Origin of the sequence: Pantoea sp. ARC270 (assembly GCF_003236725.1) — a bacterium.
Lineage (GTDB): Bacteria > Pseudomonadota > Gammaproteobacteria > Enterobacterales > Enterobacteriaceae > Pantoea > Pantoea anthophila.
This window is the reverse complement of the sequence record NZ_PUGA01000046.1, coordinates 1-20,802: the sequence shown is the minus strand read 5'-3', so window position 1 is coordinate 20,802 and position 20,802 is coordinate 1. Positions and strand designations below refer to the sequence as shown.

At 57.0% G+C, this 20,802-nt stretch carries 19 protein-coding genes and 1 pseudogene; 14 read left to right on the top strand and 6 right to left on the bottom strand.

What is annotated here, in order from left to right:
• Positions 1 to 52 precede the first annotated feature (52 nt).
• Together lexA and dinF are read left to right on the top strand one after the other, a co-directional pair.
• The gene (gene lexA / locus CKF42_RS18465; protein ID WP_009092614.1) at positions 53 to 667 is read left to right on the top strand and encodes a transcriptional repressor LexA; all 615 of its coding nucleotides are present in this window, start codon (positions 53 to 55) and stop codon (positions 665 to 667) included.
• Between the two features lie 100 nt (positions 668 to 767).
• Positions 768 to 2,090 (top strand): MATE family efflux transporter DinF, encoded by a 1,323-nt coding sequence (gene dinF, locus CKF42_RS18460; protein ID WP_111208875.1) that lies wholly within the window; start codon positions 768 to 770, stop codon positions 2,088 to 2,090.
• A 42-nt stretch (positions 2,091 to 2,132) separates the two neighbouring features.
• On the opposite strand, the gene zur is transcribed toward dinF, so the two are convergent.
• Positions 2,133 to 2,654 carry a zinc uptake transcriptional repressor Zur gene (gene zur / locus CKF42_RS18455; protein ID WP_009092612.1) on the bottom strand — a complete coding sequence of 174 codons (522 nt, stop codon included), beginning with the start codon at positions 2,652 to 2,654 and terminating at the stop codon, positions 2,133 to 2,135.
• Between the two features lie 450 nt (positions 2,655 to 3,104).
• Here zur and CKF42_RS18450 point away from each other — a divergent pair, with 450 nt between their 5' ends.
• The 3 genes from CKF42_RS18450 to pspG all read left to right on the top strand — a co-directional run bounded on the left by CKF42_RS18450 (position 3,105) and on the right by pspG (position 5,894).
• A complete protein-coding gene (locus tag CKF42_RS18450) occupies positions 3,105 to 4,352 on the top strand; it encodes a conjugal transfer protein TraF (RefSeq protein WP_111208874.1) in 1,248 nt (415 codons plus the stop codon).
• A gap of 106 nt (positions 4,353 to 4,458) precedes the next feature.
• Positions 4,459 to 5,451, top strand: a complete 993-nt coding sequence (dusA, locus tag CKF42_RS18445; protein ID WP_111208873.1) for a tRNA dihydrouridine(20/20a) synthase DusA — start codon at positions 4,459 to 4,461, stop codon at positions 5,449 to 5,451.
• Between the two features lie 176 nt (positions 5,452 to 5,627).
• Positions 5,628 to 5,894 carry an envelope stress response protein PspG gene (gene pspG / locus CKF42_RS18440; RefSeq protein ID WP_009092609.1) on the top strand — a complete coding sequence of 89 codons (267 nt, stop codon included), beginning with the start codon at positions 5,628 to 5,630 and terminating at the stop codon, positions 5,892 to 5,894.
• 209 nt (positions 5,895 to 6,103) lie between these two features.
• On the opposite strand, the gene CKF42_RS18435 is transcribed toward pspG, so the two are convergent.
• Positions 6,104 to 7,087 (bottom strand): quinone oxidoreductase, encoded by a 984-nt coding sequence (locus CKF42_RS18435; protein WP_009092608.1) that lies wholly within the window; start codon positions 7,085 to 7,087, stop codon positions 6,104 to 6,106.
• Positions 7,088 to 7,183: 96 nt separating this feature from the next.
• Between CKF42_RS18435 and dnaB the strand changes: the two genes are divergently transcribed.
• From dnaB to CKF42_RS18405, 6 genes are all read left to right on the top strand, one after another.
• Positions 7,184 to 8,590 (top strand): replicative DNA helicase, encoded by a 1,407-nt coding sequence (dnaB, locus tag CKF42_RS18430; protein WP_009092607.1) that lies wholly within the window; start codon positions 7,184 to 7,186, stop codon positions 8,588 to 8,590.
• Positions 8,591 to 8,719: 129 nt separating this feature from the next.
• A complete protein-coding gene (locus tag CKF42_RS18425; RefSeq protein ID WP_111208872.1) occupies positions 8,720 to 9,199 on the top strand; it encodes an Lrp/AsnC family transcriptional regulator in 480 nt (159 codons plus the stop codon).
• A 241-nt stretch (positions 9,200 to 9,440) separates the two neighbouring features.
• A complete protein-coding gene (locus CKF42_RS18420) occupies positions 9,441 to 10,055 on the top strand; it encodes a YitT family protein (RefSeq protein WP_009092605.1) in 615 nt (204 codons plus the stop codon).
• Between the two features lie 38 nt (positions 10,056 to 10,093).
• The gene (locus CKF42_RS18415) at positions 10,094 to 11,287 is read left to right on the top strand and encodes an amino acid aminotransferase (protein WP_111208889.1); all 1,194 of its coding nucleotides are present in this window, start codon (positions 10,094 to 10,096) and stop codon (positions 11,285 to 11,287) included.
• Between the two features lie 119 nt (positions 11,288 to 11,406).
• Positions 11,407 to 11,826 carry a secondary thiamine-phosphate synthase enzyme YjbQ gene (locus tag CKF42_RS18410; protein ID WP_111208871.1) on the top strand — a complete coding sequence of 140 codons (420 nt, stop codon included), beginning with the start codon at positions 11,407 to 11,409 and terminating at the stop codon, positions 11,824 to 11,826.
• Positions 11,826 to 12,161 carry an MmcQ/YjbR family DNA-binding protein gene (locus tag CKF42_RS18405; RefSeq protein WP_009092602.1) on the top strand — a complete coding sequence of 112 codons (336 nt, stop codon included), beginning with the start codon at positions 11,826 to 11,828 and terminating at the stop codon, positions 12,159 to 12,161. Before CKF42_RS18410 ends, CKF42_RS18405 begins: the two co-directional genes overlap by 1 nt.
• 38 nt (positions 12,162 to 12,199) lie before the next feature.
• Here the strand turns inward: CKF42_RS18405 and CKF42_RS18400 are convergent, their stop codons facing one another.
• Positions 12,200 to 13,264, bottom strand: a complete 1,065-nt coding sequence (locus tag CKF42_RS18400; protein ID WP_009092601.1) for an NAD(P)-dependent alcohol dehydrogenase — start codon at positions 13,262 to 13,264, stop codon at positions 12,200 to 12,202.
• A 233-nt stretch (positions 13,265 to 13,497) separates the two neighbouring features.
• Positions 13,498 to 16,326 carry an excinuclease ABC subunit UvrA gene (gene uvrA, locus CKF42_RS18395; RefSeq protein ID WP_046101018.1) on the bottom strand — a complete coding sequence of 943 codons (2,829 nt, stop codon included), beginning with the start codon at positions 16,324 to 16,326 and terminating at the stop codon, positions 13,498 to 13,500.
• Between the two features lie 224 nt (positions 16,327 to 16,550).
• Here uvrA and ssb1 point away from each other — a divergent pair, with 224 nt between their 5' ends.
• Positions 16,551 to 17,093, top strand: coding sequence for a single-stranded DNA-binding protein SSB1 (gene ssb1 / locus CKF42_RS18390; protein WP_009092599.1), 543 nt, complete (start codon positions 16,551 to 16,553; stop codon positions 17,091 to 17,093).
• Positions 17,094 to 17,164: 71 nt separating this feature from the next.
• Here ssb1 and CKF42_RS18385 read toward each other — a convergent pair whose 3' ends face one another.
• Positions 17,165 to 17,686 carry an isochorismatase family protein gene (locus CKF42_RS18385; RefSeq protein ID WP_111208870.1) on the bottom strand — a complete coding sequence of 174 codons (522 nt, stop codon included), beginning with the start codon at positions 17,684 to 17,686 and terminating at the stop codon, positions 17,165 to 17,167.
• Between the two features lie 122 nt (positions 17,687 to 17,808).
• On the opposite strand from CKF42_RS18385, the gene CKF42_RS18380 reads away from it, so the two are divergent.
• Together CKF42_RS18380 and CKF42_RS18375 are read left to right on the top strand one after the other, a co-directional pair.
• Positions 17,809 to 18,636: an AraC family transcriptional regulator gene (locus CKF42_RS18380; protein WP_111208869.1), complete on the top strand. Its 828-nt coding sequence runs from the start codon at positions 17,809 to 17,811 to the stop codon at positions 18,634 to 18,636.
• Between the two features lie 76 nt (positions 18,637 to 18,712).
• Complete coding sequence (locus CKF42_RS18375; protein ID WP_111208868.1) at positions 18,713 to 19,672, top strand: DMT family transporter; 960 nt, start codon at positions 18,713 to 18,715, stop codon at positions 19,670 to 19,672.
• Positions 19,673 to 20,596: 924 nt separating this feature from the next.
• Here CKF42_RS18375 and CKF42_RS21190 read toward each other — a convergent pair.
• Positions 20,597 to 20,802, bottom strand: a pseudogene (locus CKF42_RS21190) (hypothetical protein); the annotation flags it as partial.

The following is a 20,802-nucleotide window of genomic DNA, read 5'->3' as shown; positions in this document are numbered from 1 at the left end:
CGCCAATACCTGTATATACTCACAGCGACTGTATAAACAACCAGGGGGCGGGATGAAAGCATTAACCAGCAGGCAGCAGCAGGTCTATGACCTGATTCGCGACCATATTACTTCAACAGGCATGCCGCCTACGCGTGCCGAGATTGCCGCGCAGCTGGGTTTCCGTTCGCCAAACGCGGCAGAAGAGCATCTGAAAGCGCTGGCGCGCAAAGGCGTCATTGAGATTGTCTCCGGCGCATCGCGCGGCATCCGTCTGTTAATGGAAGAAGAAGCCTCAGAAGGCATACCGCTGATTGGCCGGGTTGCTGCCGGTGAGCCCATCATGGCGCAGGAACATATCGAGACGCATTACAAAGTCGATCCGGGCCTGTTCAAACCTTCGGCGGATTTCCTGCTGCGCGTCAGCGGAATGTCGATGAAAGATATCGGGATTATGGACGGTGACCTGCTCGCGGTGCATAAAACGCAGGATGTGCGCAATGGCCAGGTCGTGGTGGCCCGCATTGACGATGAAGTGACGGTGAAACGCTGGAAAAAGCAGGGTGCTATCGTGCATCTGCTGCCTGAAAACAGCGACTTCGACCCGATTGTTGTCGATACGCGTGCCCAGTCGCTGACCGTGGAAGGTCTGGCCGTGGGTGTCGTACGCAACGGCGAATGGCTCTGATTCTGACGCCTGCGTGCATTCGCCTTTTCTGGTGCTATTCTGTCTGCCCTGATTTTGTCGCTGCCGCCTCTGCGCAGCGACACTGAGCACGGAATGGCGAATGCGCTTTATCACGGCAACCGATAAAAATCTCTGGCGGCTCGCGCTGCCCATGATCCTGTCAAATATCACCGTTCCCTTACTGGGCGTGGTCGATACGGCAGTGATTGGTCATCTCGACAGCCCCGTCTATCTTGGCGGGGTCGCGGTCGGGACGACCGTCACCAGCTTCCTCTTTATGCTGCTGCTTTTCCTTCGCATGAGCACCACGGGCCTGACGGCACAGGCCTTCGGGGCAGGCGACAAAGCGGCGCTGGCACGCGCCCTGATCCAGCCGCTGATCATGGCGTTGCTGGCGGGTCTGCTGTTTGTCGCGCTGCGTTACCCCATTATTCAGCTGGCCACCCATCTGGTTGGCGGCGATCCTCTGGTACTGGCACAGGCCGGACTGTTTATTCAGATCCGCTGGCTCAGTGCGCCTGCCACGCTGGCGAATCTGGTGATTCTGGGCTGGCTGCTGGGCGTGCAGTATGCGCGTGCGCCGGTGATCCTGCTGGTGGTGGGGAACCTGGTGAATATCGTGCTCGACCTCTGGCTGGTCATGGGGCTGCACTGGGGCGTTGCGGGGGCAGCCACCGCCACGGCACTGGCGGAATATATCACGCTGGGCGTCGGCGGCATGATGGTCTGGCGGGTTCTGAAGCTGCGTGGCATTTCGTTCAGCCTGCTGAAACAGAGCTGGCGCGGTGACAGCGCCCGGCTGCTGCGCCTCAACCGGGACATTATGCTGCGCTCTCTTATGCTGCAGCTCTGTTTCGCCTCGCTGACCGTGCTGGGCGCCAGGCTGGGGCCGGAGGTGGTCGCGGTGAATGCCGTATTACTGATGTTCATTACCTTTACCGCCTACGCGCTCGATGGTTTTGCCTATGCTGTCGAAGCGTTTGCAGGCGAAGCGCATGGCGCAAAAGATGGCAGCAAACTGCTGCGCGTCTGGCACTCTGCCTGCCGACAGGCGGCGGCGGTGGCGCTCTTCTTCTCGCTGGTTTATGCCTTTACCGGCCCGCAAATCGTGATGCTGCTGACCTCTCTTCAGACAGTGCAGCAGGCGGCCGACCGCTATCTGGTCTGGCAGGTGATCATGCCGCTGATCGGCGTCTGGTGTTATCTGCTGGATGGGATGTTTATCGGCGCAACGCGCGGACGTGAGATGCGTAACAGCATGGTGGTGGCAGCCGCAGGCTATTTTCTGACGCTGCTGAGCGTGCCGGTGCTGGGCAATCACGGTTTATGGCTGGCGGTAACGGTTTTCCTGGCGCTGCGCGGCCTCTCACTGTGGCTCATCTGGCGCAGGCACTGGCGTCAGAACAGCTGGTTTGCGGCCTGAGCAGGCAGATCGTTTTTAGTCCGATAGTGATTGTTCCGCCGCTTATCCCCGTCGTCCGCGCTTTTTACCCTCATCCTGATGGTCATGTCCGCAGTTTTCGTGCTGCGTACAGGCGTCTGCTTCCGCGCAGTTTTCGCATAAGCCATGGGCTTCGATCACGCTGTGACGCAGGGCAAACTGCGCTTCACCCGCCAGCGTGGCGATAATCTTTTCCACGCCCTGCGCCTGCTTCTCGGTGACGGCGGCGCAGCGGTCACAGACCAGCATGACCGACGTATGAGCCGGCGCCTCAAAATGGTGACACATCACATAGCTGTTGTTGGACTCCACCCGATGCACAAAACCCTGCTCCAGCAGGAAGTCGAGCGCACGATAAACCGTGGGAGGCTTGGCCTGAGGTTCGCTGATCCGGAGCTGATCCAGCAGATCGTAGGCACTGATTGAGCCCGGCTGTTCCGCCATCAGACGCAACACTTCAGCGCGCTGCGAAGTCAGACGCACACCACGTTGCAGGCACATTTTTTCGGCCTGAATCAAAATTTGCTGCGACGTCATGGTAGTCATGAAAATTCTCCGCTGAATAAGTGATGTTATTTTATCACATAACCTGTCGGGGTGCTGAAGCGCGTTTCTGTCTGTTAAAACAGCACAATTAGCCTGAAAAAACAGCGCCTGTGGCATTTTCGCTCCTCTCTATCTCAAATCTGACGAAAAAACCGATCCACCTGTAAATCAACCGGAGCAGAATTTTTTGTCCTTTTGCTTTGCATCTCACTGAGTTAAGAAGTAATGTTCAGAAAGACTTAATAAAAGTCTGACATTATTTGAAATTAGCCGGTCCGTTTTTAATAATTACACGCTAATTCTGGTCGTAAAACGTCCAATCCTTTGAATTAAGACACTGTTTCCTTTGAATTCACAGCAATAACGCGTTAGCCAGGGTTCACAATAGGGCTGACAAACTATTCAGTTGTTGAATGTATCAACTACACTTTCTCAGGTGATGGCAGGCAAATGGTGAAAAAATCCGCTCAACGCTCAGCGCTGATCTGTTCCGCTGCAGCGACCGCGCTTTTCCTTTCTTCTTCCGCCATGGCGGCAGGGACCTGGTATGATGCACGTAATGACGCCATGGGCGGCACCGGCGTGGCATCTTCTGTTTATGGCTCTGCAGTGCTGGCGAACCCGGCATTAATGACGCGTGCTAAATCTGACGATAATGTCAGCATTATTATTCCTTCAGCAGGCATTCAGGTAACGGACAAAGATAAGCTGATCGATAAAGTCGATGATATTACCGACACCGTGGATCGTTACCGCACGGTGCTGGGTAACCTCACACCAGCGGATTTCTTCCGTGCTAACTCTGAACTGCGTGCGGCCTCAGGTGATGTGGCAGATAAGCTCAGCGATTTGCGCGGTAACAAAGCCGACGGCAATGCGGGTGCGGCTGTCGCCGTGACAATCCCCAATGAAACGCTGCCTTTCGCCTTTATTGCCAAAGCCTACGGAACGGCACACGTCCGCGCCAACGTGGTCCAGAGTGATATTAACTATCTGCGTAGTATAGAAAACGGGGCGATTCCTCTTCCGGGCGATCAGAATAACCTTCGCTCCAGTGCGAACGGCTTAGCGGCGCTGGTTACCGATTATGGTGTGGCGGTGGCGCATGAGTTCACTGTCGCCGGTCAGCCGGTGTCGGTGGGCGTGACGCCAAAAGTGCAGAAAACCTGGCTCTATAACTACACTGCCAGCATCTATAACTACGACAAAAATGACATCAACAACAGTCAGTATCGCAGCACCGACACCGGCTTTAACGTTGATGCCGGTCTGGCGACCACCTTTGCTGAAAACTGGACGCTGGGTGTGACCGGACAGAACCTGGTTTCACGCGATCTGCAGACCCGGGAAGTTAACGGGTTCCGCGACACCTACCAGATTCGCCCGCTGGTCACCACTGGCCTGTCCTGGGATAAAGGTCCGTTTACCGTGACCGGCGATGTGGATCTCACGGAAACGAAACGCTTCAAGACCCAGGATAACAGCCAGTATGCGGCAGTGGGTGCAGAGTACCGCGTACTTGACTGGCTGCAGCTGCGCGCGGGTTATCGGGCGGACATGCGGTCTAACGACGAAAATGTGGCCACGGCAGGTTTTGGTCTGTCACCGTTTAACAAAGCTGTCCATCTGGATCTGGCTGGCTCCGTCGGTGCTAACAATACCTGGGGCGCGATGATGCAGCTGGGCTTTAACTTCTAAGCGGATTATCCCGGCTCTCCGGGGGCGGGCGATGCAATATCGCCCGCCCTTGTGTTATCCTTGCACAGAATTCCATCACCCTTAATTACCGGATTGTCTGCGCTACATGGCTACTTTTTCTTCGCAACGCTTCTCCATCGCCCCTATGCTCGACTGGACCGATCGGCACTGTCGCTATTTTCATCGTCAGCTGACCGGCGACACCCTGCTCTACACCGAAATGGTGACGACCGGCGCGATCATCCATGGCAAAGGGGATTATCTGGCTTACAGTGACGCTGAACACCCGGTTGCGTTGCAGCTGGGCGGAAGCGATCCGGCGGCGCTGGCGCAGTGCGCGAAGCTGGCGGAGCAGCGCGGCTACGATGAGATTAACCTGAACGTCGGCTGTCCCTCTGATCGGGTGCAGAATGGCCGTTTCGGTGCCTGCCTGATGGCCGAAGCCACTCTGGTCGCAGATGCCGTGAAAGCAATGCGCGACGTGGTGTCGATTCCGGTCACGGTGAAAACCCGTATCGGGATTGATGAGCTGGACAGCTATGCCTTCCTGACCGACTTTATCGGCACGGTGGCGGGCCGCGGCGAGTGCGAAACATTTATCATCCATGCGCGCAAAGCCTGGCTCTCCGGCCTCAGCCCCAAAGAGAACCGCGAAATCCCCCCGCTGGATTATCCCCGCGTCTACCAGCTGAAGCGCGATTTCCCGCATCTGACGATTGCGCTTAATGGCGGCGTAAAAACGCTGGAAGAGGCACAGGCGCACCTGAAGCACCTTGACGGCGTGATGATGGGTCGTGAAGCCTATCAGAACCCCGGCATTCTGGCTCAGGTCGACCAGCAGCTGTTCGGGCGTCAGCATCCTGCGCCTAACCCGGTTGAGGTGGTACGCGCCATGTATCCCTATATTGAAGCGGAACTGGCGAAGGGCACCTATCTGGGCCACGTCACGCGCCATATGCTGGGACTCTTCCAGGGCATTCCGGGCGCACGCCAGTGGCGACGCCATCTGAGTGAAAATGCGCATAAGCCGGGGGCGGATGTCCGCGTGCTGGAAGCGGCGCTGGCGCTGGTGGCGGATAAGATTCCACAGGAAGCCTGATCCGCTCACGTCGCAGAAAACCAGCCTTCGGGCTGGTTTTTTTTACGCCATCATCTGGTCTTTTTCACCAGGTTATCTCACACTCCCTTCCCGTAAACCACGACTATTCAATGGGTTACCTGTTGGCACGCTTTTTGTAACTGTCCTGGTATGAAAGTGGATAAAGGAGTCCTGACGTGGAAATTTTATTTGTATTGGGGTTTTTCCTGATGCTGTTGCTGACCGGCGTGTCGCTGCTGGGCGTGCTGGCAGCACTGGTGGTCGCCACCCTGGTGATGTTTGTCGGCGGGCTGTTTGCACTTGTTATCAAAGTGTTACCGTGGCTGGTGCTGGCCGTGATCGCGGTCTGGCTGCATCGCGCCTTCTTTGGCGACAGCGAGGCGCGGGCACGACGTAAGCTAAGACGTAAGATCAACAGGTTAGACCGGAAAAGCTGGCGATAATTGCGGGAGTGATCACAGAGTCAGAGATTGCAAAGCCGCAATCTGCAATTAAACATATTTTTTACTTATGTTTTCTGGCAGGATGGCCTTTGTCAACGCGATGTGCCATCGACGCGACAGGAATTCATCGCCGCTGTCCCTACACCAGCGCGAACAAAAAAATAAAAAAGAGAAGGGCTTCCTGCGGGGAGCCCTTTTTGTTTGTCCGGTCAGGGGATCAGCAGGCAGGAACCCTGCGTGGCGCGGCTCTCCAGAATCTGATGTGCTTTGCTGGCCTCTTTCAGCGCAAACTTCTGCTGCTCCGGTACCTCCACCCTGATTGCGCCGCTTGCCAGCAGCGAGAAGAGTTCGGCGCTGGCCGTTTCCAGCTCCTGGCGGTTGGTGATGTAGCCAAACAGCGAAGGGCGGGTAACAAACAGCGAGCCTTTCTTATTCAGAATGCCGAGGTCGATGCCGGTTACCGGCCCGGACGCGTTACCGAAACTGACCATCAGCCCGTGACGGCGCAGGGAATCCAGCGACGCTTCCCAGGTATCTTTGCCGACAGAGTCATAAACCACACCCACTTTTTTCCCGTCGGTCAGCTCGCTGACGCGCGCGGCAATATTCTCTTCACGATAGTTGATGGTCGCCCAGGCCCCGGCGTTTCTGGCGATGGTTGCTTTTTCCGCAGAGCCGACCGTGCCAATCAGGTGTGCGCCCAGTGCTTTTGCCCACTGACAGGCGATTAAACCGACGCCGCCTGCGGCGGCATGAAACAGGAAGGTCTCGCCGGCGCTGATTTTATAGGTCTGCCGCAGCAGATACTGCGTGGTCAGCCCTTTCAGATAGCTGGCGGCACCCTGCTCAAAGCTGATCGCCTCCGGGAGATGCATCAGGCGATCTTCGGCCACGTTATGAAGTTCGCTGTAGGCCCCCATTGACGCCAGGCAGTAGACCACGCGATCGCCGGGTTTAAACAGGGTGACGCCGCGGCCCACCCGCGACACCACGCCTGCGGCTTCCGTACCCAGCCCCGAAGGAAACGCCGCCACAGGATAGAGGCCGCTGCGCACATAGGTGTCGATGTAATTAATCCCGATCGCGCGGTGTTCCACCTGCACTTCATGTTCAGCCGGGTCAGCCGGGTCAAAATCCGTCCACGTTAACACTTCCGGTCCGCCGTGCGCGCTGAACTGAATACGCTTTGCCATTCTGACTCCTGTGATTGTTTCATCATGAGGGTGAGGCACGCACCCCAACTAAGGTATACTTGCGCGTCCCCACAGAAGATCGGTAATGCATTCACTATGGCAGGAAATAAACCCACCAACAAATCGAACGAAACGCAGGATCGCCAGCTGGCTGGCGTGAAAATGCCCCCGCATTCGCTGGAAGCGGAGCAGTCGGTGCTCGGTGGGTTAATGCTGGATAACGAGCGCTGGGATAACGTCTCTGAGCGCGTCGTTGCGAATGATTTTTTCAACCGCTCGCACCGGCTGATTTTTTCAGAGATGCAGCGGTTGCTGGAAAACAGCAAGCCCATTGACCTGATTACGCTCTCCGAGTCACTGGAAACCCGTGGCGAACTGGAGATGGCGGGGGGATTCGCCTACCTGGCTGAGCTGGCGAAAAACACCCCGAGTGCAGCGAACATCGGCGCCTATGCCGATATCGTGCGCGAACGTGCGGTCGTACGCGAGATGATCTCCGTTGCCAACGAGATCGCCGATGCCGGTTATGATCCGCAGGGGCGGAACAGCGAAGAGCTGCTCGACTTTGCGGAATCGAACGTCTTCAAGATTGCCGAAGCGCGCGCAGATAAAGATGCCGGGCCGAAGAACATCGAGCAGATTCTGGAATCGACCGTCTCCCGTATTGAGTCGCTCTATCAGACCCCGCACGATGGCGTCACCGGCGTCGACACCGGCTATCAGGATCTGAATAAAAAGACCGCTGGCCTGCAGGGTTCAGACCTGATTATCGTCGCCGCCCGTCCTTCGATGGGTAAAACCACCTTTGCGATGAACCTGTGTGAAAACGCCGCGATGCTGCAGGATAAGCCGGTGCTGATTTTCAGTCTGGAGATGCCCAGCGAGCAGATCATGATGCGTATGCTGGCCTCGCTTTCCCGCGTCGACCAGACCCGCATCCGAACCGGCCAGCTCGATGATGAGGACTGGGCCCGTATCTCCGGCACCATGGGTATCCTGCTGGAGAAGAAGAATATGTACATCGATGACTCTTCCGGCCTGACCCCCACTGAAGTGCGTTCGCGCGCCCGGCGTATCTACCGTGAAAACGGCGGATTGAGCCTGATCATGATCGACTACCTGCAGCTGATGCGCGTGCCGTCGCTGTCGGACAACCGAACGCTGGAGATTGCGGAGATCTCCCGCTCGCTCAAGGCGCTGGCCAAAGAGCTTAATGTGCCGGTGGTTGCGCTGTCGCAGCTTAACCGCTCACTGGAGCAGCGTGCCGATAAGCGTCCGGTTAACTCGGATCTGCGTGAATCGGGATCGATCGAGCAGGATGCGGATTTGATCATGTTCATCTATCGTGACGAGGTCTATCACGAGAACAGCGATCTCAAAGGGATCGCCGAGATCATCCTGGGTAAACAGCGTAACGGTCCAATCGGTACGGTGCGGCTGACGTTTAACGGTCAGTGGTCACGCTTCGACAACTACGCCGGCCCGCAATACGACGACGAATAATCTGCGCTTTGTGCTGTCATGCACGATCTGTGCATGACAGCTCCCATCATCAGAAAATAGTGTTGGACAACCTCTCCGGTTATCGGGTTATCTGTAACAAAGCGACGCCTCTCACGCTGTGGAAACGGAATGACTCACGTAGACGATTACGACCTGAAAATCCTGACTTTATTACAAGCTAACGGCCGTCTTACTAACCAGGAACTCAGCGACCTGGTTGGCCTCTCCGCCTCGCAATGTTCCCGCCGCCGCATCAATCTGGAACAGGCCAATCTGATTCTGGGCTATCACGCCCGGCTCTCGCCCGATGCCATCGGGCTGGGGATGGTGGGGCTGATAGAGGTACGCTTAATCAACCACACCACCGAATATGTGGAGAGCTTTCACCGCATGGTGGAGCAGGAAGAGGCGATTGTCGACGCCTACAAAACCACCGGTGACGCTGACTATCTGCTTAAAGTGGCGGTGGCCGATCTTAACTCCCTCAGTGCGCTTATCAGCCAGTTAGTGGCGGGCCATCAGAGCGTGTCTCACGTCAAAACCTCCGTGGTGCTGGGGCGCATGAAAGAGAATGGCCTGATGATGCTGCCTGCGAGCAAAACGCGCTAAAAAGGTGCGTGCTGTGCGTTTTTGGTGCAGACTGGCGACCATAAACGCAAAGAATACGCATCGTAACGGGATTTTGCGCATGGAGTGACGGTTTTAACCGGAAGGTATGCACGAAATCCTGTTATAAAGCGCCTTAGATATCAACGGGATATCACCAGCCTCCGGCTAGCAGCCGATTGACGCTGCGGCGATGGTGCGTTTTTTGCATTGCAACCGCATCATTTGCACTGAGACAACCCCCATGGATAACATCGCAGAACCCTCCCGCGTCCCGCATTCGCGTATTGAAGATGCGCTGGCGATGGTGCTGGGCACCCTGATGGTTTCGTTCGGCGTCATTATGCTGAAACAGGCGGGTGCCCTGACGGGCGGCACTGCCGGTATCGCCTTTCTGCTGAGCTACCTCTCCCCGCTCTCCTTTGGCAGCGCATTTTTCCTGATCAACCTGCCTTTTTACTGGCTGGCGGTAAAACGCATGGGCTGGGAATTTACCCTGAAAACCTTCTGTGCCGTCGGGCTGGTGTCGCTGTTTACGCAGCTGCACCCGCTGTTCGTTCACTTTTCCGATCTCAATCCGTTCTATGCGACACTGTTCGGTAACGTCATCATGGGGATCGGGTTTATAGTGTTGTTTCGTCATAAGGCGAGCCTGGGCGGCATCAATATTCTGGCGCTGTGGCTGCAGGATCGCGTTGGGATCCGCGCGGGTAAACTGCAGATGGCGGTCGACACCTGCGTCGTGCTGGCGTCCCTGTTTGTGGTCAGTGGCCCCATCCTGCTGGCCTCCATTGCAGGAGCCGTGATCCTCAATCTGATTATTGCAATGAACCACCGTCCGGGACGCTATCGGGTTTAGCCCTCTTTACCTCTGGACCAATCATGGAGACCTACACCGTGTTTCAAAACGTTGATGCCTATGCGGGCGATCCGATTCTGTCGTTGATGGAAGCCTTTAAACAAGATCCGCGCGAACACAAAGTTAACCTGAGCATCGGGCTTTACTACGACGAGCAGAACATTATCCCGCAGCTGAAGGCCGTAGCGGCTGCTGAAGAGCAGCTCAATGCCGAGCCAAAGCAGGCATCGCTCTATCTGCCCATGGAAGGCCTGAACAGCTACCGCCACGCAATCGCGCCGCTGCTGTTTGGTGCCGACCATCCGGTGCTGCAGGCGGGTCGTATCGCCTCGATTCAGACACTGGGGGGATCGGGTGCGCTGAAAGTCGGGGCAGACTTCCTTAAGCGTTACTTCCCGCAGTCGGCCGTCTGGGTCAGCGATCCCACCTGGGAAAACCATATCGCGATTTTTAATGGCGCAGGTTTTGAGGTAAAGAGCTACCCCTGGTATGACGCCGAAACTCACGGAGTGCGTTTTGATGCCTTTATCCATACCCTGAAAACGCTGCCAGCGCAGAGCATCGTGTTACTGCATCCCTGCTGCCATAACCCGACCGGCGCTGACCTGACCAATGCACAGTGGGATGAGACCATTGAGGTGCTGAAAGCACAGCAGCTGATTCCTTTCCTGGATATCGCCTATCAGGGCTTTGGTGAAGGCATGCAGCAGGATGCCTATGTGCTGCGCGCCGTCGCGGCAGCCGGCCTGCCGGCACTGGTCAGCAACTCTTTCTCTAAAATCTTCTCGCTCTATGGCGAGCGCGTAGGCGGGCTCTCTGTCGTCTGTGACAGCGCCGAAGAGTCAGCGCGCGTGCTGGGCCAGCTGAAAGCGACCGTTCGCCGCAACTACTCCAGTCCGCCGAATTTCGGTGCGCAGGTCGTGGCCCGCGTCCTCAACGACGACGCGCTGAAAGCGAGCTGGCTGGATGAAGTGGAGACGATGCGTCTGCGCATTCTCGCGATGCGTGAGTCACTGGTCGGGGTGCTGAGCACGGCACTGCCGGGCAAAAATTTTGACTACCTGCTGAAGCAGCGCGGCATGTTCAGCTACACCGGCCTGAGCGTGCAGCAGGTTGACCGCCTGCGCAATGAGTTCGGCATCTACCTGGTGGGCAGTGGCCGCATGTGTGTGGCCGGTCTGAACAGCAAAAATGTGCATCAGGTAGCGGAAGCCTTTGCCGCGGTGATGTAACGGCACGCCTGCTGTGAACAAACCGCCCGCCTCGCGCTGGCGGTTTTTTTATGGCTCAGGGTTTACCTTTCGGCGACATGCTGCACACTTAAACGGGGTAACCGTTTCAGGAATAAGCTATGTGGCATCAACAGACTATTACGCTGAGCGCGAAGCCGCGCGGCTTTCATCTCATCACCGATGAGATCACCGACTCGCTCTCCGGATTGCGTGATATCAAAACCGGTCTGCTGCATCTGCTGTTGCAGCATACGTCGGCGTCATTAACCTTAAATGAAAATTGCGATCCGACGGTGCGCAGCGATATGGAGCAGCATTTCCTGCGGCACGTGCCGGAGAATGCGCCTTATCAGCACGACTACGAAGGACGTGATGACATGCCGGCGCACATTAAATCCTCGACCCTGGGCGTGTCGCTCTTGCTGCCGGTTCAGCGGGGACGCCTGGTTATGGGGACCTGGCAGGGTATCTGGCTGGGCGAGCATCGCATTGAGGGCGGTGCCAGGCGGATTGTCGCCACTTTACAAGGGGAATCGTGATGAATCACTCAGACTTACTGACCTATTGCATGAGCAAGCCGGGCGCAGAGCAGAGCGTCCACAGTGACTGGAAGGCCACGCAGATTAAAAGCAACGGCGTGCTGTTTGCGATGGTACATGAGGTAAAAGGGCGGCCTGCGGTTTCGCTGAAATCGACGCCTGCACTGGCAGAGCTGCTTCGCGAAGAGCATAGCGACATTATTCCCAGCGAGCATCTGAATAAATCACACTGGAGCACGCTGTTCCTGGATGGGTCGCTGAAGGATTCGCAGATCTACTATCTGGTCGATGCCTCCTTCCAGCAGGTTGACGCCGCGCGCCAGGCCGCGCTTTAACACCCTCCTGCCTGAGCAGGAGGGTGCAGGCGACCCGATCAGGCAGCCGACTGCTCGCGCAGGGTGTTGATATCGATAACAAAGCGATATTTCACATCGCTTTTCAGCATGCGCTCATAGGCTTCGTTGATCTGATCCATCGCGATCAGTTCGATGTCCGAGGTGATGCCGTGCTCGCCACAGAAATCGAGCATCTCCTGCGTTTCTGCGATACCGCCAATCAGTGAACCGGCGATGCTGCGACGTTTGAAGATCAGGTTAAACACCTGCGGAGCCGGGTGATCGTGCTCAGGTGCGCCGACCAGCGTCATATTGCCATCCAGCTTCAGCAGGGTGATGAAGGGGTTAAGGTCGTGCTGAGCGGCAACGGTGTTCAGGATAAAGTCGAAGCTGTTGGCGTGCTGCGCCATCTGCTCTGGATCTTTGGAGATCACCACCTCATCGGCGCCCAGGCGTTTGCCATCCTCGATTTTGGATGGCGAGGTGGTGAACAGCACCACATGCGCCCCCATCGCGTGAGCAATTTTCACGCCCATGTGCCCCAGGCCACCCAGGCCTACGATACCGACTTTTTTGCCGGGGCCGACATTCCAGTGGCGCAGCGGCGAGTAGGTCGTGATACCGGCACATAGCAGCGGCGCGACGCCCGCCAGATCCAGGTTTTCCGGAATGCGCAGCACAAAGCTCTCATCCACAACCATCGCCGTTGAGTAGCCGCCGTAGGTGATCGCACCGGTCTCGCGGTCTTCACCGTTATAGGTGCCGACAAAACCGTTTTCACAATATTGCTCCAGCCCCTGCTGACAGCTCGGGCAGCTGCGGCACGAATCCACCATGCAGCCTACGCCGACCAGATCGCCGACTTTGTATTTCTGGGTTTGTGGGCCCACCGCGGTGACGCGACCCACAATTTCATGTCCCGGAACCACAGGGAAAATCGTGTTTTTCCACTCATTGCGGGCCTGATGCAGGTCTGAGTGGCAGACGCCACAAAACAGCACCTCAAGCTGAACGTCATGGGCGCGCAGCTCACGCGGCTTATAATCGAACGGTGCCAGTTTGGATTTTGCATCCTGAGCAGCATACGCATGCGTAATATTCATGGTGTCTCCAGTTTCGATGTGTCGTGAGTGTTTTTGATGAAGTGCAGCAGCGCAGAGGTGCTGCAAAAAACAGGGCGACGCCAGGGGCGTGCCAAAGAGGAACCGCTTAAGGATAGTCAGCGTGGGGAAGGGCGTATATGCCTATACATGTCTGAATCTTGCCTGATTCTGCATTTTTCTGGCTGAACCGGCAGCAGAAATAAGCAGGCCCGCACGGGGCGGGCCTGGCATCATTACTTCTGTAACAGGGGCTTCAGGAAGCGCGCGGTATGCGATTTCTCACACTCCGCCACGGTCTCCGGCGTGCCGGCAATCAGGATTTCGCCGCCGCCGCTGCCGCCTTCCGGGCCAAGGTCGACAATCCAGTCAGCGGTTTTCACCACGTCGAGGTTGTGCTCAATCACCACGATCGTGTTGCCCTGGTCGCGCAGCTGATGCAGGACCTCCAGCAGCTGCTGAATATCGGCAAAGTGCAGGCCGGTGGTCGGCTCATCAAGAATGTAGAGCGTCTGACCGGTACCACGCTTCGACAGTTCACGCGCCAGCTTCACGCGCTGAGCTTCACCACCGGAGAGGGTGGTGGCGGACTGGCCGAGACGAATGTAGGAGAGACCCACATCCATCAGCGTCTGTAACTTACGCGCCAGCGCCGGAACCGCATCAAAGAACTCACGCGCCTCTTCGATGGTCATCTCCAGCACTTCGTGAATGCTCTTGCCTTTGTACTTCACTTCCAGCGTTTCACGGTTATAGCGTTTGCCTTTGCACTGATCGCACGGCACATAGATGTCCGGCAGGAAGTGCATTTCGACTTTCAGCACGCCATCGCCCTGACAGGCTTCACAGCGTCCGCCGCGCACGTTAAAGCTGAAACGACCCGGCGTGTAACCGCGTGATCGCGCTTCCGGCACGCCAGCAAAGAGTTCACGCACCGGGGTGAAGATGCCAGTGTAGGTCGCCGGGTTGGAGCGCGGCGTGCGGCCAATCGGACTCTGGTCGATGTCGATAACTTTGTCGAAGTGCTCCAGTCCCGCCACGTCGCGGTAAGGGGCCGGCTCTGCGATGGTGGCACCGTTCAGCGCCCGCTGCGCAATCGGGAACAGCGTATCGTTAATCAGGGTCGATTTACCGGAGCCGGAGACACCGGTGATGCAGGTGAACAGACCCACCGGCAGCGTCAGCGTGACATCCTTGAGGTTATTGCCGCGCGCGCCGGTAATCTTCAGCACCTTCGACGGATCGCCCTTCACCCGCGCCTCCGGCACGGCGATTTCACGCTTGCCGCTCAGGAACTGGCCCGTCAGGGACGCTTCCTGCGCCATGATCTCATCCACGGTGCCTTCTGCCACCACCTGGCCGCCATGCACGCCTGCACCCGGACCAATGTCGATTACGTGGTCGGCGGCACGAATCGCATCTTCATCGTGCTCAACCACAATCACGGTGTTACCGAGATCGCGCAGGTGAATCAGGGTGCCGAGCAGACGCTCGTTGTCGCGCTGATGCAGGCCGATTGACGGTTCGTCCAGCACATACATGACGCCCACCAGACCGGCACCGATCTGGCTCGCCAGACGGATACGCTGCGCCTCACCACCGGAAAGGGTTTCAGCGGAGCGCGACATCGACAGGTAGTTCAGGCCGACGTTCACCAGGAAGCTCAGGCGATCGCTAATCTCTTTCAGCACCTTTTCGGCGATCTGCGCACGCTGGCCGCTGAGCTTCAGATTTTCAAAGAAGGACATCGCGTGACCGATGCTCATCTCAGAGATGGTCGGCAGCGTGGTATCTTCGACAAAGACATGGCGCGCTTCGCGACGCAGACGGGTGCCTTCACAGCTCGCACAGGCGCGGTTGCTGATGAACTTCGCCAGCTCTTCGCGCACCGCTGAGGATTCGGTCTCTTTGTAGCGGCGCTCCATGTTATTGAGCACGCCTTCAAACGGATGACGGCGAACCGAGGTGTCGCCACGGTCGTTGATGTACTTAAATTCGATGCTCTCTTTGCCAGAGCCGTACAGGATCACTTTCTGCACGTTGTCGGGCAGGCTGCCGAACGGCGCTTCAATATCAAAACTGAGGTGATCCGCCAGCGAACGCAGCATCTGGAAATAGTAAAAGTTGCGGCGATCCCAGCCACGGATTGCGCCACCGGCCAGAGAGAGCTCAGGGTTCTGCACCACGCGATCCGGATCGAAATATTGCTGTACCCCCAGGCCATCGCAGGTCGGACAGGCGCCTGCCGGGTTATTAAACGAGAACAGGCGCGGCTCCAGCTCACTCATGCTGTAACCACAAATCGGGCAGGCGAAGTTCGCGGAGAAGAGCAGCTCTTCGGCCTCGCTGTCATCCATGTCCGCCACGATCGCCGTGCCGCCTGAAAGCTCCAGGGTTGTCTCAAAGGACTCTGCCAGGCGCGTCGCCAGATCGTCACGCACTTTAAAGCGGTCAATCACCACTTCGATGGTGTGTTTCTTCTGCAGCTCCAGTTTCGGCGGATCTGACAGGTCGCACACTTCGCCGTCGATACGCGCGCGGATGTAGCCCTGCGTCGCCAGATTTTCCAGCGTTTTGGTGTGCTCACCCTTGCGGTCTTTCACCACCGGTGCCAGCAGCATCAGACGGCGGCCTTCCGGCTGAGCCAGAACCTGATCGACCATCTGGCTCACGGTCTGCGCCGCCAGCGGTACGTTGTGGTCCGGGCAGCGCGGTTCACCCACGCGGGCAAACAGCAGACGCAGGTAGTCGTGGATCTCGGTGATGGTTCCCACCGTCGAGCGCGGGTTATGCGAGGTGGATTTCTGTTCAATAGAGATGGCGGGCGACAGACCTTCGATATGATCGACGTCCGGCTTCTCCATTAACGAAAGAAACTGGCGCGCATACGCAGAGAGCGACTCCACATAGCGGCGCTGACCTTCCGCATACAGCGTATCAAACGCCAGTGAGGATTTACCGGAGCCTGACAGGCCGGTCACCACAATGAGTTTGTCGCGTGGGATGGTCAGGTTAATGTTTTTCAAATTATGGGTGCGGGCACCACGAACTTCGATCTTATCCATTCACCTTTCCCGGATTAGCAGCACTCACCGCGCCTTGCCGACACGGCCAGAATAAACGTGTCATTATGGCACAAAAAATAGACTGAATAAATATCCAGTACTCTGTGGTCCGGACGTGCGAAGGATTAAAACCGGAACGCGGCTCGAAAGTGGGAAACAGTGAGCAGGACGTGTTAGAATTGATGGATTAGACTGAATGCATTAACTCATCGGGAGACAGCAACATGGCCAGTCGTGGCGTTAACAAAGTGATTCTTGTCGGGAATCTGGGTCAGGATCCGGAAGTACGTTATATGCCAAATGGTGGCGCTGTTGCCAACATTACGCTGGCTACGTCGGAGAGCTGGCGTGATAAGCAGACCGGTGAAAACAAAGAGATCACCGAGTGGCACCGTGTGGTGCTGTTTGGCAAACTGGCTGAAGTCGCGGGTGAATATCTGCGTAAAGGCTCTCAGGTTTACATCGAAGGTCAGCTGCGCACCCGTAAATGGCAGGATCAGGGTGGCCAGGAACGTTACACCACCGAAGTTGTGGTTAACGTCGGCGGCACCATGCAGATGCTGGGCGGCCGTCAGCAGGGCGGTAATGCCGGTGCAGGCGCGCAGGGTGGTGGCAACAACAATGGCTGGGGCCAGCCGCAGCAGCCGCAGGGCAACAACAATCAGTTCAGCGGCGGCGCGCAGTCCCGTCCGCAGCAGCCGCAGAGTGCGCCTGCCAGCAACAACAACGAACCGCCAATGGATTTTGACGACGATATTCCGTTCTGATTCATCTGGCCTGACGCGTTTAAAAAGCCCGCTATGCGGGCTTTTTTATGCGCGGCCCCGGCTGACCGGGGCTATGACCATTCCGCCAGCACGGCATCCGTGCTCAGCACGCGCGGCACGTTGCCAGGGATCAGCAGCGAAGCCCACACCTCATTGTGCTGATTAATCAGCGCTTCGGCCCCGACCCAGCGGCGATCGGCGGTGGTGTGCGCATCCGCCGCCACGGTTATCGCATAGCCCGCACTGGCCCCTGTTTTAATCGTGGTATCCAGACAGTAGTCGGTCGCACAGCCGCACACCACAAACGCCTCCACCTCCAGACGCTTTAACAGCGCGGCCAGCTCTGTCTGCCAGAAGCTGTCGCAGGCCGTTTTCGTCACGTAATGCGCGCCCGCAGGCTGAACCAGTTCCGGCAGCAGATCAAAGCTGGGGTCGCCCTCGCACATCGTGCCTTCACGATGCTGAATAAAGATGATGATATCGGCGCGATCGGTCAGCCGGTTGATCCGGGCGATCCGGCCTGCCTTATCAAAACGTGGTGTGCTGAACACGCCGTTCTGCATATCAATGACGATGACGACTCGCTGTGCCATGCTGACTCCCTCAGAATGAGAAAAAAACAGTGTTACCTGCGGCGCGGCGGATAGCAATCTTTTGCATTTTCCCCCCGGTCGCAGGCATGCTAATCCGACATCGGATAAATAAGGAGAGAGAAGTGGAAGGTGTTCCGGCTGTTTTTCCCTGTGAAAAAGACCGCGCACAGTTTCAGCAACCGGCCGCGTTGCCCGGTGTGGAACTCTATCAGGCTCACATCTCCCGCTACGCTTTTGAACCCCATACCCATGAAGCCTTTGGCATTGGCACGATTGAGGCGGGTGCGCAGCGTTTTCGCTATCGCGGCACCGAATATACCGCGCCGGTGAACTCGCTGGTGACCATGAATCCGGATGAGCTGCATACCGGTGAGTCAGCCTGTGACGAGGGCTGGCGCTATCAGATGATCTACATTCAGCCGCAGCTGATGGATGAACTGACCGGCGATCGCGGCTGGTGGTTTAACGAGGCGCTGCTGACCGATCCGCGCATCGCGCAGCCGCTCTCCCGCACACTGGCCGCACTCTGGCAGGCGGAGTCCGGACTGGCGCGCCAGAGTCTGCTTTCCGAACTGCTGTTGCAGATTCGCCCGCTGGCGCGGATGTCGTCACCAGGCAGGCCCGAGGGACGGCATCGCTTTGATCAGGTGCGTGATTTTCTGCGGGCAAATCTGGCGGAACCGGTGCGGCTGGAGGAGCTGGCGGCGCTGGCCTCGCTGTCGCCGTGGCACTTTTTACGCGCTTTCCGCCAGCACTATCACGTCACGCCGCATCAGATGCTGATGGCTTTCCGCCTCTATGATGCCAAACAGCGACTGGCACAGGGCGAAGCCGCTGCCAGTGTCGCAGCGGCCGTCGGATTAACCGATCAGGCTCATCTGACCCGCGCCTTTGCTAACCGCTATGGCATTACGCCTGGCCGCTATCAGAAACAGGTGCGCCAGCCCTGACACAACCGCAATCTGCTACAAGCCTTCCTCCTTCACTCCCGCCACACTGTGAAAAAAAGCTATACGGGAAAAAGTCATGTTTGCTGGTGTTATGTTTGCCGTTACCGCGGGGCTGATGTGGGGGCTGATCTTTGTCGGGCCGCTGCTGGTGCCTGACTACCCTGGTGCACTGCAGTCGGCGGGACGTTATGTGGCGTTCGGGCTGATTGCGCTGCCGCTGGCCTGGCACGATCGCCGCCGGCTGCGCCAGCTGGGGCGGGCCGACTGGCGCGAGGCAGTGAAACTCTCGCTGGTGGGTAACCTCTTCTATTATGCGTTTCTGGCCAATGCCATTCAGCGCACCGGCGCGCCGGTCTCCACCATGATTATCGGCACACTGCCGGTGGTGATCGCCGTTACCGCCAATCTCTGTTACGGCCATCTTGAAGGACGTCTGCCCTGGCGGCGGCTCTTTCCGGCGCTGGTGATGATGGCGGCCGGGTTGCTCTGCGTCAATGCGGCGGAGTTGCGGAGCCAGGGCGCAACGCTGGATCTTAGTCGTTACCTGACCGGCATCGTGCTGGCACTGCTGGCGGTGTTCTGCTGGACCTGGTATCCGCTGCGCAATGCCCGCTGGCTGCGCACTCATCCCGCACTGCGACCCTCGACCTGGGCGACGGCGCAGGGGCTGGTGACGCTGCCGATGGCGCTGACCCTGTATGCGCTGGTCAGCGTTCAGATCGCCTGGCAACAGCCTGACTTCCCGCTGCCGTTCGGGCCACATCCGTCACTCTTTATCTCTCTGATGCTGGCGATTGGCCTGCTCTGCTCCTGGCTCGGCAGCCTGTGCTGGAACGCAGCCAGCCAGCGTCTGCCCACGGTACTGATGGGGCCGCTGATTGTTTTTGAGATCCTGTTCGGTCTGTTATGGACTTTTCTCTGGCATCAACGCTGGCCACCCCTGCTCACCGTTATCGGCATTGCCTGTCTGATGGCTGGCGTGCTGTGGGCAATGCGTATCAAACCACAGCCGCGGGTGGTCGCTCTCAGCGGATAACCCACACCGTTCTCTGGAATAAACTGGCCGTGCGAAGCCCGCTTTGCCCGGCTTTTTAAGACAAAACCCTATCCCGATTTGCACCCTGTCCGACAGATTTTTGCCGCGAAATCGATTTCATGCGATGCAAAGGGGGAAAATCTCGTCGGGTTTACCCCTGCCATCCACCCCCGGTCAGCAAAAAAACGGCACTTTTCACCCGCTGAAGGCAGATCGTTTACCGCCGGGATGCAATTTCCTGCACAGATAGCGCCCATAAATCAGGAAAAAAAGCGCAGCATTATGGACGTTACGCTTTTCTCTGCCGCATTTTATTGGATTGTGACCCTGAGTTATGCCCGCTAAAAACCACTATTAACTTCATTCCACATTCAATGAGTAAGAAAATTCCGCCGCTGCGTTTTTAATTAAAGATTAATCTGTGGCATCAATGATGCGCAATGAAGAGAGTGAAAAGATAGCCACATAACGTTAGTGATAAGGAGCAATAAACTATTTATGCCGGATTAATCCTGGAGAAACTATTGCGGAAAAGGCACGCAAAGGAATTAAAGCGTAACCGCAAAAAGTTTGGGTTAGGGCCAGGATTAACTTAAAAGAAGTGTGATTATTTTTCGTTCTAAGTTTAAAGCGTCTTAATGTTATCCAGACGCTTTGGTAGTGGGGTTTAGCAGCACTTAACAAAAAAAGAGGAGGCCCAATCCCGCTAAAACGAGATTGGGAGGGGAAGAATCGGCGTAGAATGCGAGACTTTTGCTGTTGTGAATCAATTTTACCGCAAAAAAAGAAGCTTAGCCGTGAAGCCATTCATTAGTTATAAATGGAGCGGAAAGGGGTGCCGCAATTGTCCTGTTAAATGATCTTCATCTCTTCTGGTAAGAACAAATCTCAGCGTTAAGTCTGGTAAGCGCGGTAGCATGGGGGTTATCGGTTCTCCGTGCCTGACGGATAATGGTAAACGCTGCGGCTGATATCCAGTAAGCGGCAGCTGCGGCGGGTGCCGATGTCAAACGTGGTCTGCAGGAAGTCTACAGCCTGACGCTTTTCATTCGTGGTAAAGAAGTGCTTAAGCACGCTCTGCAGCATCTCTTTATCCGAGTTGAGGGTGTGCAGCTCACGCGTCGCATTCT

Bases quoted from the DNA above. Each gene is read 5' to 3' on its own strand.
- CKF42_RS18385 (WP_111208870.1), bottom strand. From the start codon at position 17,686: ATGGCACAGCGAGTCGTCATCGTCATTGATATGCAGAACGGCGTGTTC.
- CKF42_RS18375 (WP_111208868.1), top strand. From the start codon at position 18,713: ATGTTTGCTGGTGTTATGTTTGCCGTTACCGCGGGGCTGATGTGGGGG.
- CKF42_RS18405 (WP_009092602.1), top strand. From the start codon at position 11,826: ATGAATCACTCAGACTTACTGACCTATTGCATGAGCAAGCCGGGCGCA.
- dnaB (WP_009092607.1), top strand. From the start codon at position 7,184: ATGGCAGGAAATAAACCCACCAACAAATCGAACGAAACGCAGGATCGC.
- dinF (WP_111208875.1), top strand. From the start codon at position 768: ATGCGCTTTATCACGGCAACCGATAAAAATCTCTGGCGGCTCGCGCTG.
- CKF42_RS18410 (WP_111208871.1), top strand. From the start codon at position 11,407: ATGTGGCATCAACAGACTATTACGCTGAGCGCGAAGCCGCGCGGCTTT.
- zur (WP_009092612.1), bottom strand. From the start codon at position 2,654: ATGACTACCATGACGTCGCAGCAAATTTTGATTCAGGCCGAAAAAATG.
- ssb1 (WP_009092599.1), top strand. From the start codon at position 16,551: ATGGCCAGTCGTGGCGTTAACAAAGTGATTCTTGTCGGGAATCTGGGT.
- lexA (WP_009092614.1), top strand. From the start codon at position 53: ATGAAAGCATTAACCAGCAGGCAGCAGCAGGTCTATGACCTGATTCGC.
- CKF42_RS18400 (WP_009092601.1), bottom strand. From the start codon at position 13,264: ATGAATATTACGCATGCGTATGCTGCTCAGGATGCAAAATCCAAACTG.
- CKF42_RS18435 (WP_009092608.1), bottom strand. From the start codon at position 7,087: ATGGCAAAGCGTATTCAGTTCAGCGCGCACGGCGGACCGGAAGTGTTA.
- CKF42_RS18420 (WP_009092605.1), top strand. From the start codon at position 9,441: ATGGATAACATCGCAGAACCCTCCCGCGTCCCGCATTCGCGTATTGAA.
- dusA (WP_111208873.1), top strand. From the start codon at position 4,459: ATGGCTACTTTTTCTTCGCAACGCTTCTCCATCGCCCCTATGCTCGAC.
- CKF42_RS18450 (WP_111208874.1), top strand. From the start codon at position 3,105: ATGGTGAAAAAATCCGCTCAACGCTCAGCGCTGATCTGTTCCGCTGCA.
- CKF42_RS18425 (WP_111208872.1), top strand. From the start codon at position 8,720: ATGACTCACGTAGACGATTACGACCTGAAAATCCTGACTTTATTACAA.
- uvrA (WP_046101018.1), bottom strand. From the start codon at position 16,326: ATGGATAAGATCGAAGTTCGTGGTGCCCGCACCCATAATTTGAAAAAC.